Genomic DNA, 15,701 nt, shown 5'->3' on the forward strand with positions numbered 1-15,701 from the left:
GAGACCATGTTCACACCGTCGGGTGGCGAGTGGTGATTTTCTGACATGTGACCCGTGACGCGGCGGACGGAAGACTCTCAGGCGACCTCCGTAGACTGGCCGGAACGGCGGAAGAGGAACCAGGCGAGGTGGGAGAGTGACGTTGCTCGAGTCCGTGCACGGACCGGCCGACTTGAAGCGGATGAACCAGGACCAGCTCGGTGAGCTGGCCGCGGAGATCCGGGACTTCCTCGTCGAAAAGGTGCGGCTCGCCGGTGGTCACCTCGGCCCGAACCTCGGTGTGGTCGAGCTGACGATGGCGCTGCACCGGGTCTTCGACTCGCCGGACGACGCCATCGTGTGGGACGTCGGTCACCAGGCGTACGTGCACAAGATCGTCACCGGCCGTCATGACGGCTTCGACAAGCTGCGCCAGCTCGGCGGCCTCACCGGCTACCCGGCGCGCGGCGAGAGCGAGCACGACCTCGTCGAGAACAGCCACGCCTCGACCGCGTTGTCCTATGTGGACGGTCTGGCGAAGGCGTTCGAACTCGGCGGTGGCGGCAGGCACGCGATCGCCGTCGTCGGCGACGGCGCGCTGACCGGCGGCATGTGCTGGGAGGCGCTCAACAACATCGCCGCGAACCCGCGCCGCCCGGTCGTCATCGTCATCAACGACAACGGCCGCTCGTACTCGCCGACCATCGGCGGCGTCGCGGACCACCTCGCGTCGCTGCGGCTCAAGCCGGGCTACGAGCGCGTTCTGGACCGCGGCAAGGAACTGCTGCGGCACACGCCGATCGTCGGCAAGCCGATCTACGCGGCGCTGCACGCGGCGAAGGCGGGGCTCAAGGACGCGCTGAGCCCGCAGATGATGTTCTCCGACCTCGGCCTCAAGTATCTCGGCCCGGTCGACGGGCACGATCTGGCCGCGCTGGAGAAGGCGTTCCAGAGCGCCCGCGACTTCGGCGGCGCGGTCATCGTGCACGTGGTCACCGAGAAGGGGCACGGTTACGAGCCCGCGGTGACCAACCAGGCCGACCAGATGCACCAGACCGACCCGATCGACCCGGAAACCGGCCTGCCGCCGGTCAAGGGCCCGAGCTGGACCGGCGTCTTCGCCGACGAACTGGTGAAGATCGGCGCCGACCGCGAGGACGTCGTCGCGATCACCGCCGCCATGCTGCGCTCGACCGGGCTGCACAAGTTCGCCGAGGCGTACCCGGACCGCTGGTACGACGTCGGGATCGCCGAGCAGCACGCGGTGACTTCGGCCGCAGGGCTCGCGATGGGCGGCAAGCACCCCGTCGTCGCCGTCTACTCGACCTTCCTGAACCGGGCGTTCGACCAGCTCCTGATGGACGTCGCGCTGCACCGCCAGCCGGTGACGCTGGTGCTGGACCGCGCGGGCATCACGGGGCCGGACGGGCCGAGCCACCACGGCATGTGGGACCTTTCGCTGCTGGGCATGGTGCCCGGGATGCGGGTCGCCGCACCGCGTGACGCCGGCACGCTGCGCGAGGAGCTGCGGGAGGCCGTCGCGGTCGAGGACGGGCCGACGGCGCTGCGGTTCTCCAAAGGCGGCGTGATCGACTCCGTGCCCGCCGTGGAACGCGTCGGCACGGTGGACGTGCTGCGCAAGCCCAGCGGTGAAGCCGACGTCCTGCTCGTCGCGGTGGGCGCGTTCGCGATGCTCGGGCTCGCCGCCGCGGACCGGCTTGCCGATCAGGGCATCGGCGTGACCGTGGTGGACCCGCGCTGGGTCGTCCCGGCGCCGGCCGAGCTGGTGGCGCTGGCCGAGCAGCACAAACTCGTCGTGACCGTCGAGGACAGCGGGCGGCACGGCGGCTTCGGCTCCGCGCTGGCCGCGCTGTTCCGCGACGCCGAATGCGACGTGCCGCTGCGTGATCTCGCGGTGCCGCAGGTGTTCCACGACCACGGCTCGCGCGAGGAGGTGCTGGCCCGCGTCGGGCTCACCGCGCAGGATGTGGCGCGGCGGGTGACCGAGTGGTCGGCGAAGCTGGCGAGCCGGACACCGGCGCCGGAGGACACGCGGCGCTGACAAGCGTTGTGAACGGGCCGTTCCTCGCAAATTTCGCAAGGAACGGCCCGTTCTTTGTACGCGCTAAGCCCGCCAGACGGTGCCCCGCCGCTCGTACTCCAGCACCACTTCGGTCTGCTGAGCCGCCTTCGCGCCCAGGAAGCGCTCCACGAGCCAGAGCGAGACCTCGAGCCCCGCGGTGATCCCGCCACCGGTGATCAGATCACCGTCGTCGACGACACGCGCGTCGATCACCTTCGTGCCCTGTGCGGCCAGATCCGCCTTCGCGCCGTTGTGCGTCGTCGCGTTGCGGCCCTTCGTCAGGCCGGCGGCGGACAGCACCATCGTGCCGGTGCAGATCCCGACGGGCAGCGCCCGCGACGCGGCGAGACGCCGCAGAAAACCGTGATCGGCGTTGAGCCGGTGCACTCCGGGGCCATTCCGGTCGGTGTAGCCGCCGCCGGGCACGACGAGGACGTCGGCCTCGCCGGGCGACCACGAGCGCGGGACTTCGACGACGGTGCCGTAGGTGCACTTCACGGGACCAGGTCGCCCCGCGGAAACCAGCGAAGAGACCACGGCACCGCCGGTGAGCTTCCCGGCCAGGCCCAAAACCTCGACGGGCGCGACGAAATCCTGTTCCTCCACGCCGTCGAACATCAGGATCTGCACCCGTAACGGGGCGGCGGCGGAAGCGGCGGGCGCGGCGACACCCACCAGACCGGCGGACAAGGCTGAAGCACGCAGAAAAGTTCGGCGCTGCAAGATGACCTCCCAGGTGATGTACCCAGTGGTCGTGCGAAAAGCGGCTCAGGTTCCCACGATCCGGCTGACCGCGCGCACGACGAGGTCACGGGTCGCGGTGGGGGAGGAGAACCCGAGGATCGACAGGTGCACGACGAGGCTCAGTAGCTCCTCCGCGTCGAAGTGGTCCGGCACGGTGCCCGAACGTTGCGCCTCCCGGATCGCGGCGACCTTGTCCGCGTGCGCCCGGGCCTCCGCTTCCGGAACGGCGTCGAAGCCGTTCTCCAGGCGAAGCCAGCCCATGAGCCGCAGGAGCTGCGGGTGTTCGAGGTAGCGGTCGAACAGCTTTCCCGCGTAGCCGGGAAGGTCTTCGGGGGTGATCGTGAGGGTCCGGATGGCGAGGTCGACCTGCTCCTGGACGACCATTTCGAACAGGTGTTCCTTGCTGCAGAAGTAGGCGTAGATCAGCGCTTTGTTCGCGCCCGCGTTCTTCGCGATGCGATCCACCCTGGCGCCCGCGATGCCGTACGTCGCGAACTCGGCCGTCGCCGCGTCCAGCAGTTTCCGCTTGGTCGCTTCCTTGTCCCTGACCATGTGACCCACTCTAACTAACTGGTTGGTTGACAGCTAGTCCGACCGCGTGGCAACCTGACTTGGCAACCAACTGGTTAGTTAGGAGATGGGCATGAAGGTCGCACTGGTCACGGGAGCCTCCGCGGGTATCGGCGAAGCCACGGCACTCGCATTGCAGGAGGCGGGGTACACGGTCTACGGCGCCGCGAGGCGCGTCGAGCGGATGGCCGGGCTCTCCGAACGCGGTATCAAGGTGCTGGAGATGGACGTCACCGACGACGCGTCGATGGTCGCGGGCGTCGAGCGGATCATCGAGGAGTCCGGCCGCATCGACGTCCTGGTCAACAACGCGGGCTACGGCTCGTACGGCGCTTTCGAGGATGTGCCGCTCTCGGAAGGGAAGTACCAGTTCGACGTCAACGTGTTCGGCCTCGCACGGCTCGTCCAGCTGACCACGCCGCATATGCGCGCCCAAGGCGCCGGCAAGATCGTGAACATCTCGTCGATCGGCGGCAAGATCTACGAACCGCTCGGCGGCTGGTACCACTCGACGAAGTTCGCGGTCGAAGGCCTGAGCGACTCTCTGCGGCTGGAGCTCAAGCCGTTCGGCATCGACGTCGTGGTGGTCGAACCCGGCGCCATCAAGACCGAATGGGGTGGCATCGCCATCGAGAATCTGATGAAGACCTCGGGTGACACCGCGTACGCGCCGCAGGCCAAGGCACTGGCGAAGTTCTTCGACCAGGCCGCACGCGGTTCTCACCCGAAGGTGATCGCCGACGTCATCCTGAAGGCCGTCCGGGCCCGGCGCCCGAAGACCCGCTACGCCGCCGGTTTCGGGGCGAAGCCGATCCTGTTCGTGCGCTGGGTGCTCCCGGATCGCGCCTTCGACGCGCTGTTCCTCGGAGCGCTTCGGCGGTTCGCCTAGATGGCGACCGCGGGTTCCGCGACCGGCTCCGCGTAGGAGTAGACCTCCCGCGGCTCGGGGAAGAGCTTCACCAGCACGGGATACGCGATCGCCGCCGTGCACAGCGTCACCACCATGCTGATGTCGACACCGCCCGCGATGTCCTTGAGCGGCCCGGCGATCATCGGGGTGTTGGCGGTCAGCAGGCCCAGCGTCGTCGCCGGGATCCACGCGGCCATCGCGCGCCAGTTCACGCCGCGGGTGAACCAGTAGCGCCCGCCCTTGCGGCCCTGGTTGAACACCTGGAGGTCGTCCGGGTCGTAGAACCCGCGCCGCAGCACGAACCCGATCATCATGATCACCATCCACGGCGAGGTGCACAGCACGATCAGCGTGGCGAAGGCGTTGATGCTGGACACCATGTCCAGCACGAAATTGCCGACGAAGATGAACACGACACTGAGCGAGCCGATCAGCAGCGTCGCCTGCACTCGGCTCAGCTTCACGAAGATCGAGCTGAAGTCCAGCCCGGTCCCGTAGAGCGACGTCGTGCCGGTGGACAGGCCGCCGATCAGCGCGACCACGATCAGCGGGATCGCGTACCAGAGCGGCGAAATCGCGGTCAGGCCGGTGATGTAGTCGGCCGGATCCGCGACCAGTGTCGCGGTGGCGATGCCGAACCCGAACGGCAGCAGCGTCGCCACCTGCGCCAGGAACGGCGCGGCCAGCAGGGAACGGCGGCTGTGGCGCGCGGGGATGTAGCGCGTCCAGTCGCCGAGGAAGGCGCCGAACGAGATCGGGTTCGCCATCGTGGTGAGCGCGGCCAGGATCCACGTCGGCCAGAAGTCCCCGAGCGCGTAGGTGCCGGTGCCGGCGAACCCGGGGTCGAACGTGCCGCCGTAGGCCACGATCCCGAGCAGCATGATCGCCGTGCCCAGGACCACGGCGACCCGGTTCACCAGCAGCATGAACCGGTAGCCGTAGATGCACACCACCAGCGTCGCGATCGCGATGACGCCGTACGCGACACCGCGCAGCACTTCGCCGCCGTCGAAGCCGAAAAGCCGTTGCGCGGCACCGGCGACGGCGTCGCCGCTCACCCACACCGAGATGGCGAAGAACGTGATCGCCGTCAGCAGGGAGAGGAAGGAGCCGACACAACGGCCGACGACGCCGAAATGCGCGCCGGAGGAGACGGCGTTGTTGGTCCGGGTGAGCGGGCCGAACAACGACATCGGCGAGAGCACCAGCGCGCCGGCGACCACGCCCGCGACGGTGGCGGCCACCGCCGCCCAGAAGCTCAAGCCGAACGCGATCGGGAGCGTCCCGAGGATGATGGTGGCGAAGGTGTTCGCGCCGCCGAACGCCATCCGGAACAGGTCGCGCGGACGCGAGGTCTGCTCTTCCGGCGGGATCGGCGCGATGCCGTGCTGCTCGACTTCGGTGACCTTGTCACCCATGGGGACCTCCAAGTACGCGTTTCGTCCTCTGAATGCGGTCCTTGCACACGCAACTACCGCATCCAGAGGACGAAATGCGGTCAGGCGAAGCGGGTCATGACGTGCTTGACGCGGGTGTACTCGGCGAAGGAGCAGGACGAGAGGTCCTTCCCGTGGCCCGAGTGCCCGAAGCCGCCATGGGGCATTTCCGAGACCAGCGGCCCGTGGGTGTTGACCCAGACGCAGCCGAAGTCGAGTTCGCCCGAAACGCGGGTCGCGCGTGACAGGTCGTTGGTCCAGATCGACGACGCCAGCCCGTAGGGGACGCCGTTGGCCAGGCGCACCGCCTCGTCCTCGTCCACAAAGGACTGGACGGTGATCACCGGGCCGAAGATCTCCTCCTGCACGATCTCATCTTCCTGCTTCAGGCCCGAGATCACAGTGGGGGAGAAGAAGAATCCGCGATCGCCGGCGGGCGTGCCGCCGGTCTCCACGCGGGCGTGCGACGGCAGCCGCTCGATGAGACCGCGAACCCGGCCGAACTGCGCCTCGCTGTTGAGCGGGCCGAAATCCTCACCGGGCGTCTGCGCGGCGGCGGCCTTGGTGAGCTCCGCGACGAACTCGTCGTGTATCGCCGCGTCCACCAGCACCCGGCTGCCCGCGGTGCAGTCCTGTCCGGCGTTGTAGAACGCCGCGCCGACGATGCCCTCGGCCGCCTCGGCGAGGTTCACGTCGCCGAAGACCAGCAGCGGCGCGTTGCCACCGAGTTCGAGATGCGTGCGCTTGAGGTCGGCCGCCGCGACGGTGGCGACATCGATGCCCGCGCGGGTCGACCCGGTGATCGACACGAGTTCGGTGATCGGGTGCTTCACCAGCGCGCGGCCGGTGTCGCGGTCGCCGCACAGCACGTTGAAGGCGCCCTGCGGCAGGTACTCCGCCGCGACCTTCGCCAGCAGCACGGCCGTCGACGGCGTGGTCTCGGCGGGCTTCAGTACGACGGTGTTCCCGGCCGCCAAGGCCGGGGCGATCTTCCAGACACCCATCATCAGCGGGTAGTTCCACGGCGCGATCTGCGCGCAGACGCCGACGGGTTCACGCCGGATCGCCGACGTGTGCCCTGGCAGGTATTCCCCGGACGCGGTGCCTTCGAGCTGCCGTGCGGCACCGGCGAAGAACCGCAGCGCGCTGACGCACTCCGGGATCTCCTCGTCCAGCACCACGGACCGGATCTTGCCGGTTTCGCGGATCTCAAGGTCGGCGAACTCCTCCGCGCGGGCCTCGACCGCGTCGGCGATCTTCAGCAGCGCGAGCTGACGCTGGGCGGGGGTGCTCTTGCGCCAGACCTTGAACGCCCGCTCGGCGGCGGCCAGTGCGGTGTCCACATCGGACTGTCCGGACAGGACGCTGGTGCCGAAGACCTCGCCGGTGGCGGGGTCCACCAGGTCGAGGGTCCGCGAGCCCGACGCCGGTACTTCGGCGCCGTCGACGAAATTGAGGACCTGAGTCATTTCTTCTCCAGGTGGGTCGGCTCGAACATCTTCAGCAGGGCGGGGAGGACGACCACGGACGGTCCTGGTGTGCCCAGTGCGTCGGAGAGGTCCTTCCCGACGGTGTCCAAAGAGGACACGGTGGCACTCACGCCGAAAGACTGCGCCAGCGCGGCGAAGTCGGGCCGCGCGAGCTCGGTGGCGGTGGACTGCCCGAAGGCGCCGGTCAGGTACTCGCGCAGGATGCCGTAACCGCCGTCGTCGATGACCAGCCACGTCACGTCGAGTCCGTGCTGGACCGCCGTGGCCAGTTCCGCGATGCCGTACATCGCGCCGCCGTCACCGGACACCGCGAGCGTCGGCCCGCCGGTCGCCACCGCGCCGCCGAGCGCGCCGGGCAGACCGTAGCCGAGCCCGCCCGCGCCCTGCGCGGTGTGGATCGGCGCGCCCTCGGGATTCCACGCCGACCAGGCCCAGTAGGCCGCGATCGTCATGTCCCAGAACGTCTGCGTGCCTTCGGGAATCGCCGTGCGGATGTCGTCGATGAGCTTGCGCTCGGTTTCCAGGGGTTGGGCGTCGAGGCGTTCGCGCACCTTCCCCAGCAGTTCCGCGACCGCCTTTTCGGCGACGCCGTCGCTCTGGCGGAACGGCACTTGCTCCAGCAGTCCTTGCAGGACAAGGCGGACGTCGGCGTGGATGCCCAGCGCCGGGTAGTTCGATTCCAGCTTCCCGAGATCGGCCTCGACCTGGATCATCCGGCCGCGCGGGGCGAACTCGCGGTAGTTGCTGGACAGCTCGCCGAGCCCGGAGCCCAGCACGAGCAGCACATCCGCGGCCGAGAGGAACTCGGTGCTGTGCCAGTCTTCGACCCACGACTGGCCGGAAAGTGCGTGATCCCAGCCGAAGACACCCTTGCCACCGAACGTCGACAGCACCGGCGCCCGCAAAGCCTCGGCGAGCGCCTTCAACTCCGCCTGTGCGCCTGAGCGCAGGGCACCGCCGCCGGCGAGGATCACCGGATTCTTCGCCGTGCCAAGGAGTTCCGCGGCCTCGGCGATGAGCTCCGGCAACGGTGCGAGCGGCGCGGGCTGTGCCGTCACCGACGTGATCCGCGGTAGGTCCGCCGGCGCCAGCAGGATGTCCTGCGGGATCTCGACCCACACCGGGCCGAACGGCGCCGTCGCCGCCGATTCCCACGCTTCGCGCAGCGCCGTCGGGATCTGGCTGACGGTGCGCACCACGTGCACCGACTTCACCACATCGCGGAAACTGGCCTGCTGGTCGGGCAGTTCGTGCAGATACCCGTGCCGTCCGCCGCCGAGCCCGGCGACCGGGATCTGGCTGGAGATGCCGAGCACCGGGACCGACGCCGCCCGGGATTCCTGCAGTGAAGCCAAAGTCAGCAGCGCGCCGGGGCCGGTCGACACGATCATCGGCGTCACCGGCGCCGGGCCTTCGGGGTCCGCCGCGAGCCGGGCGCGGGCGTGCCCGTCGGCCGCGAACGCCAGATTGTTCTCCACCCGCGCACCGATGACGCGCAGATCGTCCGTGCGCCGCAACGCTTCGAACAGGCCGAGCGCGTGCTGGCCCGGCAGGCCGAACACGGTGTCGGCGCCGAGCGCGCGGAGGGTTTCGACGACGACGTCGCCGCCTATCCGTTGTGTCATTCGCTCTTTCCCAGGCTGAGCAGGCTCACCAGGTCGTAGGCGACGTGGGAGGCCGCGATGGCGGTGATCTCGGCGTGATCGTAAGCCGGGGCGAGCTCCACCACATCCGCGCCGACGAGGTTGCAGTCGCGCAGCCCGCGCAGGATCTCCAGCAGTTCGCGGCTGGTCATGCCGCCCGCTTCGGGGGTGCCGGTGCCCGGTGCGTGCGCCGGGTCGAGCACGTCGATGTCGACCGAGATGTAGAGCGGGCGGCCGCCGATGCGCTGGCGCAGCGCGTCGACGGTCTCGGCGACCCCGCGGCGCATGACGTCGCCGGAGGTGACGATGCCGAAGCCGAGGCGGCGGTCCTCTTCCAGATCCCGCTTGCCGTACAGCGGGCCGCGCGTGCCGACGTGGGACAGCGCTTCGGTGTCGAGGATGCCTTCCTCGGACGCCCGCCGGAACGGGGTGCCGTGGGTGTACGGCTCGCCGAAGTAGGTGTCCCAGGTGTCGAGGTGCGCGTCGAAATGCAGCAGCGCCACCGGTCCGTGCTTCTTCGCCGCCGCCCGCAGCAGCGGCAGCGCGATCGTGTGGTCGCCGCCGACGGTCACCAGCCGCGTCCCGTTCGCGGTCAACGCCTCGGCCTCGCTCTGCAGCGTTTCGATCGCCTCGCCGATGTTGAACGGGTTGAGCGCGATGTCGCCGGCGTCGACCACCTGCGTTTCGGCGAACGGGGAAACGTCGAGTTCCGGGTGGTACGGCCGAAGGAGCCGGCTGGCCTCACGGAGCGCGGCGGGGCCGAAGCGCGCGCCGGGGCGGTAGGACACCCCGGCGTCGAACGGCACCCCGACGACGGCGACGTCGGCACGCTCGACCTGATCGATCCGCGGGAGCCTCGCGAAGGTCGCGAAACCGGCGAACCGGGGCACCTTCGAAGAGTCGACGGGTCCGATCGGGTTCTGCTCAGGCACTGTGTCTCCTTCTTGGGGTGTAAGGGTTTCAGGACTTCGAAGCGGCGAGTTCCGCCTCTTCTTCTTCGGCGGCCGCGCTGCCGTTCAGGCGGCGGGTCCACACGGTGAGGATCTCGTCCGAGGTGCGCGGTGTGAGGAAGCTGACCAGCAGGTACACCGCGAGGCTGGAGCCGAGACCCCAGTAGATCGGGCTGTTGGCCTCGACGCCGTCGACGAACATGAACGTGATGACCACGACGGTGCCGACGACCATCGAGGCGAGCGCGCCCTGACGCGTGCCGCGTTTCCACGCCAGCCCGCCGATGATCGCGACCAGCAGGCCGCCGACGAGGATGTCGTAGGCGATGGTCAGCGCGTTGACGACGTCGTCCACGATCATCGCGATGCCGATCGCGACGATGCCGAGGATCAGCGTGGTGACACGGTTCCTGGTGACCTCGTTGGCGGTCTTCTTGAGGCCCAGCTTGGAAAGCAGGTCCGAGGTGCTGACCGTGGAGCAGGCGATGAGCGCGCCGCTCGCGGTCGACATCATCGCCGAGAGCGCCGCGGCGAGCACCAGCCCGCGGATCCCGGCGGGCAGCTGGTCCTCGACGATGGTCGCGAACGCGTCCTGCGCGCTGGCGAGGTTCGGGTACAGCGTCTTGGCCGCGGTGCCGATCAGCGCGCCGGCGAGCCCGTAGACGAGGCAGTAGACGCCGGAGATGACGCCGCCGCCGGTGGCGATGCCCGGCGTCCTCGCGGTGAACACGCGCTGCCAGATGTCCTGGCCGATCAGCAGGCCGAAGCTGTAGATGAGGAAGTAGGTGAAGATCGTGTCGCCGCCGATGGCGGTCAGTTCGAAGTAGCTCTCGTCCAGCCGCGCGGCCATCCCGTCGAAGCCGCCCGCCGAGACGATCGAGACCGGCAGCAGGATCAGCAGGATGCCGATGGTCTTGATGACGAACTGGACGATGTCGGTCAGTGTGATCGACCACATGCCGCCCAGCACCGAGTAGAGCACCACGATCGAGCCGCCGATGGCGATGCCCGCCCAGCTCGGGACGTTGAAGAGGACCTTGAAGATGGTGGCGAACGCGAGCGTCGAGGTGACGGTCAGCATCAGCGTGTAGCCCCACATGACGACACCGGAGATGGCGCTGGTGGAGCCGCCGTAGCGGAGGTCGAGCATCTCGCCGACGGTGTAGACGCGCAGCTTCACCAGGCGCCGCGCGAACAGCGTGTGGAGGACCAGGATGCCGACGCCGATCGCGATCACGAGCCAGGCGCCGGAGATGCCGTAGGTGTAGCCGAGCTTCACGCCGCCGACCGTCGAAGCGCCGCCGAGGACGACCGCGGACATCGTGCCCGAGTACATGAACCAGCCGAGGCGGCGGCCGGCGACGAGATAGTCCGATTTGGTCTTGGCGAGCCGAAGCCCGAACCAGCCGACCCCGATCATGCCCGCTATGTAGAGCGCGATCACCGCGTAGTCACCGGCCACGGTGTCCTCCTTGACTTGGGGCTGTTCGCTTCGTTCGGGTCACCGTAGGTTCGTTCGCTCCTTGAACGACATGGGATGATTCATCCGAAGTCACCGGAGATCGAGGATGAAATGACTCAAACCCGCGATCCGTTCGACTCGGATGTGAATGTCCCGTTACGGGCCGTGGTCGGCAACCCGGAACTGGCACTCGACCCGGTCGTGGAGACCCTGCGGCCGGACGCGCTCGACGCCCCGGTGCGTTGGGCGCACGTCAGCGAGCTGCGGGACCCCGCGCCGTACCTGCTCGGGGCGGAACTGCTGCTCACCGCCGGGGTGAACCTGCCGGTGGAGGCGGCCGAGGTCGACCGCTACGTCCGGCGGCTGGCCGCCAGCGGGATCTCCGCGCTCGGCTTCGGGCTGACACCGGGTACCCACGAGACCCTGCCGCCGGCGCTGAGGTCGGCGTGCGCGCGGCACGGGTTGCCGCTGCTCGTCGTCCAGCCGCGGACACCGTTCCTGGCGATCAGCCGGGCGGTGTCGGTCGCGCTCGCCGAGGCGGGGCAGCGGGAACAGCGGCGGATCGCGGCCGCGCGCGAGGCGCTGACCAGGGCGGCCGGTGACGGGCTCGGCGAGCTGGCGAGCGCGCTGGCCGGACGGCTGGGGGCATGGGTGGCGCTGGTCGGTGTAGGCGACGTTCTCGCCGCGGATCACGGCGCGCCCTCGCCCTTGCCCGCCGAGGTCCGGGAACTGGTCGCCACGCTCCGGGCGGGCCGGGGGATCCGCAGCGCGACCACGGAACTGGCCGACGGCACGCACGTCGTCGCGCAACCGGTGTACCCGCAGGCGACGGCGTCGCATCTGGTCGTGGTCGGCCGCGTCGCGCGGTTCGACGGCGCGGACCGCTCGATCCTGTCGGTCGGGGCGGCGCTGCTCGGGCTCGTTGGCCGCGCGGGTTCGGACGCCGCCGGGCTGGGCGCCACCGCCACGGCGTTGCTGCTGGGGGAGACCGGCGTGATCGGCGGGGACGAACGCCGTCTGGTCGCCGGGATCGCGTACCGCCGCGGGCCGAACGAGGTCGCCGCCCGCTACGACTGGCTGCGCGCCCGGCTCGACACCCCGCTCGTGCGGCTGCGGCCGGGGCCGCGCTTCGACGCGATCGTCCGCGACGCGCCGGAGGCCGGCGATCTCGACCGGCTCCGCGCCGACGGCTGGCTCGCGGTCGTGGGTTCGCCCGTCCCACCCGAACGGCTTCCCGAAGCGGCGGGTGAGATCGAGTTGCTGCTGACGCGGGCCGCGGCGTTGGGACGACCGGTGGTCGCGGAAGGCTCTTCGGGGCTGGACGCGCTGATCGACCCGGACGCGGCGGCCGGATTCGCCGCCCAGGCGTTGGAGCCGCTGCGCGATCTCGACCGGAAGGGTGACCGGGAACTGGTCGGCACGCTGCGGATCTGGCTCGCGCACCACGGCGGCTGGGACCGCACGGCCGCCGAACTCGGCGTGCACCGCAACAGCGTCCGGCACCGGATCGGGCAGATCGAACGGGCGCTGGGGGTGGACCTCGCGGACCCGGAGATCCGGATGCGGCTGTGGTTCGCGCTGCGCTGGTCGTGAGTGGCGATTCGGGTTCTAACCCGAATCGCCACTCACGACCAGCTGCACCGACCGCTCACCGCCGCTTACTCCAATCAGGTCACTCTCAGGAATGTGTGGCAACGTAGGGTCGTGCGAATTCTGGTAGTCGAAGACGAAGAACCCCTCGCCGACGCGATCGCACGCGGCCTGCGGCGCGAGGGCATGGCGGTGGACATCGCGCTCACCGGTGACGACGGGCACGAGAAGGCCGCCGTCACCCGGTACGACGTCGTGCTGCTCGACCGCGATCTGCCCGGCATGTCCGGTGACGACCTGTGCCGCGAGATCGTCGCGTCCGGCGAGCTGACCCGCGTCCTGATGCTCACCGCGAGCAGTTCCGTTTCGGATCGTGTCGACGGGCTTTCCCTCGGCGCCGACGATTATCTCGCCAAGCCGTTCGCCTTCCCCGAACTCGTCGCACGCGTGCGGGCGCTGGGCCGCCGCGCGACCCCGGCCGCGCCGCCGCTGCTGACTTCGGGCGACGTCGAACTGGACCCGGCGAGGCGGACCGTCCGCCGCGCGAGCGGTCCGGTCGAGCTGACCCGCAAGGAGTTCGGCGTGCTGGAGGTGCTGCTGTCGGCCGCCGGTTCGGTGGTCAGCAGCGAGGAACTGCTCGAACGTGTGTGGGACGAGAACGCCGACCCGTTCACCACCACCGTCCGGGTCACCGTGATGACCCTGCGGAAGAAGCTCGGCGAGCCGGGCATCATCGAAACCGTCGTCGGCTCCGGCTACCGGGTGCCGGAGCAGGGGACCGCACGCGGGTGAACCTGTCCGGCGCCCGCAGCCTGCGCGCGCGGGTCACGCTGCTCGCGACCGGGCTGGTGGCATTGGTCAGCCTCCTGTTGCTCTGGCTGACCTGGAACCTGGTCGGCGACGCGGTTTCCGCCGTGCCGCAATTGCCGCCGGGCACCACGGTGCGGGTCGACGGTGTCGACGTCGACGCCTCCGCCGTCACCGAGCACCTGCGGATCTACTCCCGGAACCGGGTGCTGCTCTTCGGCGCGGTCGCGTTCTGTTTCGTCGTGCTGGCGGCCGGGATCCTCGCGTGGACGTTCACCGCGCGAGTCCTGCATCCGCTGCGCGAGATCACCGGCACCGCCCGCCGCCTCTCGATCGAGTCGATGGGGGAGCGCATCGGCGAGGTCCGCACGAAGGACGAACTCGCGGAGCTGGCCGAGACCTTCGACGACATGCTCGACCGGCTGCAAGCCGCGTTCGACGCGCAGCGGCATTTCGTCGCGAACGCCAGCCACGAACTGCGGACGCCGCTCGCGGTCATCCGCACCGAACTCGACGTCACCCTGGCCGACGAGCACGCGGACGAAGCCGAATTACGCCGGATGGCGGGTGTCGTCCGCGACGCGACCGAACGGGCCGAGCGGCTGGTCGGCTCGCTGTTGCTGCTCGCGCGCACGGACGGCGCGGGGCTGGTGGCGAGGGAACCGGTCGATCTCGCGGTGATCGTCGCGAGCGCGTGGCGCGCGGTGCGGGCCGAAGCCGGGAAACGCGGTCTCCGCACCGAATTCGCGACCCCGGGGGCGGTGACGTTCGGCGATCCCGCGCTGCTGGAACGGATCGCGGGCAACCTGCTGGAGAACGCGGTGCGGCACAACGTCGACGGCGGCTGGCTGGACGTCGTCACGCAGGCCGGTCCACAATGGTCGGTGCTGCGGGTGCGTTCGTCCGGCGGGCTGCTCGATCCGGCCGCGGTCCCCGAACTGTTCGAGCCGTTCCGCCGCGCCGGCGTCGCCAGGACCGCCCGTACAGGCGCCGGACTGGGGCTCTCGATCGTGCGGGCCGCGGTGCAGGCGCACGGGGGCACGGTGTCCGCGGAACCCGTCGTGGGCGGTGGTCTTTCGGTGACCGTGCACCTTCCCGCTCTGCCCTGACCCCCGGCTGGGGTTACGGTTTCGAGCATGGTTCCCAGTATTCGGCTGAACAACGGAACATCCCTCCCGCAACTCGGGTTCGGGGTGTACAAGATCGGCGACGACGAGGTCGTCGGCGCGGTCCGCACCGCCATCGAGGCGGGCTACCGCGCGATCGACACGGCGACCCTGTACGCCAACGAACGCGGCGTCGGCGAGGCCGTCCGCGCCAGCGGGCTGCCGCGTGAGGAACTGTTCGTCACCACGAAACTGTGGAATACCGAACACGGTTACGACTCGGCGTTGCGCGCCTTCGACAAGAGCATGGGCGAGCTGGGTCTCGAGTATGTCGACCTGTACCTGATCCACTGGCCGCTGCCCGCGCAGGACAAGTACGTGGAAACGTGGCGGGCGCTGGAAAAGATCGCTTCCGGCGGCCGGGCCAAGGCGATCGGCGTCTCGAACTTCCAGATCCCGCATCTGGAGCGGCTGATCGAGGAGACCGGGACCGTTCCCGCGGTGAACCAGATCGAATGCCACCCGTGGCTGCAGCAGCCGTTGCTGCGGGACTTCCACGAGAAGCACGAGATCGTCACCGAGGCGTGGAGCCCGCTGGCGCGCGGCGGGGACCTGCTCGCCGACGAGAAGATCACCACGATCGCGGAGAAACACGGCAAGACGCCGGCCCAGGTCGTGCTGCGCTGGCATGTCGAGATGAACCACCTGGTGATCCCGAAGTCCGTCACGCCCGAACGGATCAAGGCGAACATGGACGTCTTCGACTTCGAACTCGACGCGCACGACACCGCCGCGATCGCGACGCTGGAGCAGGGCAAGCGGCTGGGGCCGGATCCGGACAAACTGGGGTGGGGGGGGGGGGGGGGGGGGGGGGGGGGGGGGGGGGGGGCGGGCGCCCGGCCCCGCCCCCCCCCCCCCCCCCGCGGCGCGA

12 protein-coding genes and 1 pseudogene are annotated in these 15,701 nt (G+C 69.7%); 6 read left to right on the top strand and 7 right to left on the bottom strand.

Annotation, left to right across the window (positions count from 1 at the left end; genetic code table 11):
- The first annotated feature begins 136 nt into the window (after positions 1-136).
- A complete protein-coding gene (gene dxs, locus ACIRGA_RS10770) occupies positions 137-2,041 on the top strand; it encodes a 1-deoxy-D-xylulose-5-phosphate synthase (protein ID WP_400939188.1) in 1,905 nt (634 codons plus the stop codon).
- Positions 2,042-2,104: 63 nt separating this feature from the next.
- On the opposite strand, the gene ACIRGA_RS10775 is transcribed toward dxs, so the two are convergent.
- Both ACIRGA_RS10775 and ACIRGA_RS10780 read right to left on the bottom strand, forming a co-directional pair.
- Positions 2,105-2,752 (bottom strand): DJ-1/PfpI family protein, encoded by a 648-nt coding sequence (locus ACIRGA_RS10775; RefSeq protein WP_400939191.1) that lies wholly within the window; start codon positions 2,750-2,752, stop codon positions 2,105-2,107.
- A gap of 78 nt (positions 2,753-2,830) precedes the next feature.
- On the bottom strand, positions 2,831-3,358 hold the full coding sequence (locus tag ACIRGA_RS10780) for a TetR family transcriptional regulator (protein ID WP_400939193.1): 528 nt from the start codon (positions 3,356-3,358) through the stop codon (positions 2,831-2,833).
- A gap of 91 nt (positions 3,359-3,449) precedes the next feature.
- On the opposite strand from ACIRGA_RS10780, the gene ACIRGA_RS10785 reads away from it, so the two are divergent.
- A complete protein-coding gene (locus tag ACIRGA_RS10785; RefSeq protein WP_400939196.1) occupies positions 3,450-4,265 on the top strand; it encodes an oxidoreductase in 816 nt (271 codons plus the stop codon).
- On the opposite strand, the gene ACIRGA_RS10790 is transcribed toward ACIRGA_RS10785, so the two are convergent.
- From ACIRGA_RS10790 to ACIRGA_RS10810, 5 genes are all read right to left on the bottom strand, one after another.
- Positions 4,262-5,704 (bottom strand): purine-cytosine permease family protein, encoded by a 1,443-nt coding sequence (locus ACIRGA_RS10790; RefSeq protein WP_400939198.1) that lies wholly within the window; start codon positions 5,702-5,704, stop codon positions 4,262-4,264. The genes ACIRGA_RS10785 and ACIRGA_RS10790 overlap by 4 nt on opposite strands.
- An 80-nt stretch (positions 5,705-5,784) precedes the next feature.
- Entirely contained in the window at positions 5,785-7,191 is a 1,407-nt protein-coding gene (locus ACIRGA_RS10795) for an aminobutyraldehyde dehydrogenase (protein WP_400939201.1), read from the bottom strand.
- Entirely contained in the window at positions 7,188-8,837 is a 1,650-nt protein-coding gene (locus ACIRGA_RS10800; protein ID WP_400939204.1) for a thiamine pyrophosphate-binding protein, read from the bottom strand. The genes ACIRGA_RS10795 and ACIRGA_RS10800 overlap by 4 nt, the downstream gene beginning before the upstream one ends.
- On the bottom strand, positions 8,834-9,787 hold the full coding sequence (gene speB / locus ACIRGA_RS10805; RefSeq protein ID WP_400939206.1) for an agmatinase: 954 nt from the start codon (positions 9,785-9,787) through the stop codon (positions 8,834-8,836). The genes ACIRGA_RS10800 and speB overlap by 4 nt, the downstream gene beginning before the upstream one ends.
- Positions 9,788-9,815: 28 nt before the next feature.
- The gene (locus ACIRGA_RS10810) at positions 9,816-11,267 is read right to left on the bottom strand and encodes a sodium:solute symporter (protein ID WP_400939208.1); all 1,452 of its coding nucleotides are present in this window, start codon (positions 11,265-11,267) and stop codon (positions 9,816-9,818) included.
- A gap of 111 nt (positions 11,268-11,378) precedes the next feature.
- Here ACIRGA_RS10810 and ACIRGA_RS10815 point away from each other — a divergent pair, with 111 nt between their 5' ends.
- The 4 genes and pseudogenes from ACIRGA_RS10815 to ACIRGA_RS10830 form a co-directional block, all read left to right on the top strand.
- The gene (locus ACIRGA_RS10815; RefSeq protein WP_400939210.1) at positions 11,379-12,860 is read left to right on the top strand and encodes a PucR family transcriptional regulator; all 1,482 of its coding nucleotides are present in this window, start codon (positions 11,379-11,381) and stop codon (positions 12,858-12,860) included.
- A gap of 111 nt (positions 12,861-12,971) precedes the next feature.
- The gene (locus ACIRGA_RS10820; protein WP_007033550.1) at positions 12,972-13,649 is read left to right on the top strand and encodes a response regulator transcription factor; all 678 of its coding nucleotides are present in this window, start codon (positions 12,972-12,974) and stop codon (positions 13,647-13,649) included.
- Positions 13,646-14,773, top strand: coding sequence for a sensor histidine kinase (locus ACIRGA_RS10825; RefSeq protein WP_400939213.1), 1,128 nt, complete (start codon positions 13,646-13,648; stop codon positions 14,771-14,773). The genes ACIRGA_RS10820 and ACIRGA_RS10825 overlap by 4 nt, the downstream gene beginning before the upstream one ends.
- A 27-nt stretch (positions 14,774-14,800) precedes the next feature.
- Positions 14,801-15,616 (top strand): annotated as a pseudogene (locus tag ACIRGA_RS10830) (aldo/keto reductase); the annotation flags it as partial.
- Positions 15,617-15,701 lie beyond the last annotated feature (85 nt).

This window comes from Amycolatopsis sp. NPDC102389 (assembly GCF_044765885.1).
Taxonomy (GTDB): Bacteria; Actinomycetota; Actinomycetes; order Mycobacteriales; family Pseudonocardiaceae; genus Amycolatopsis.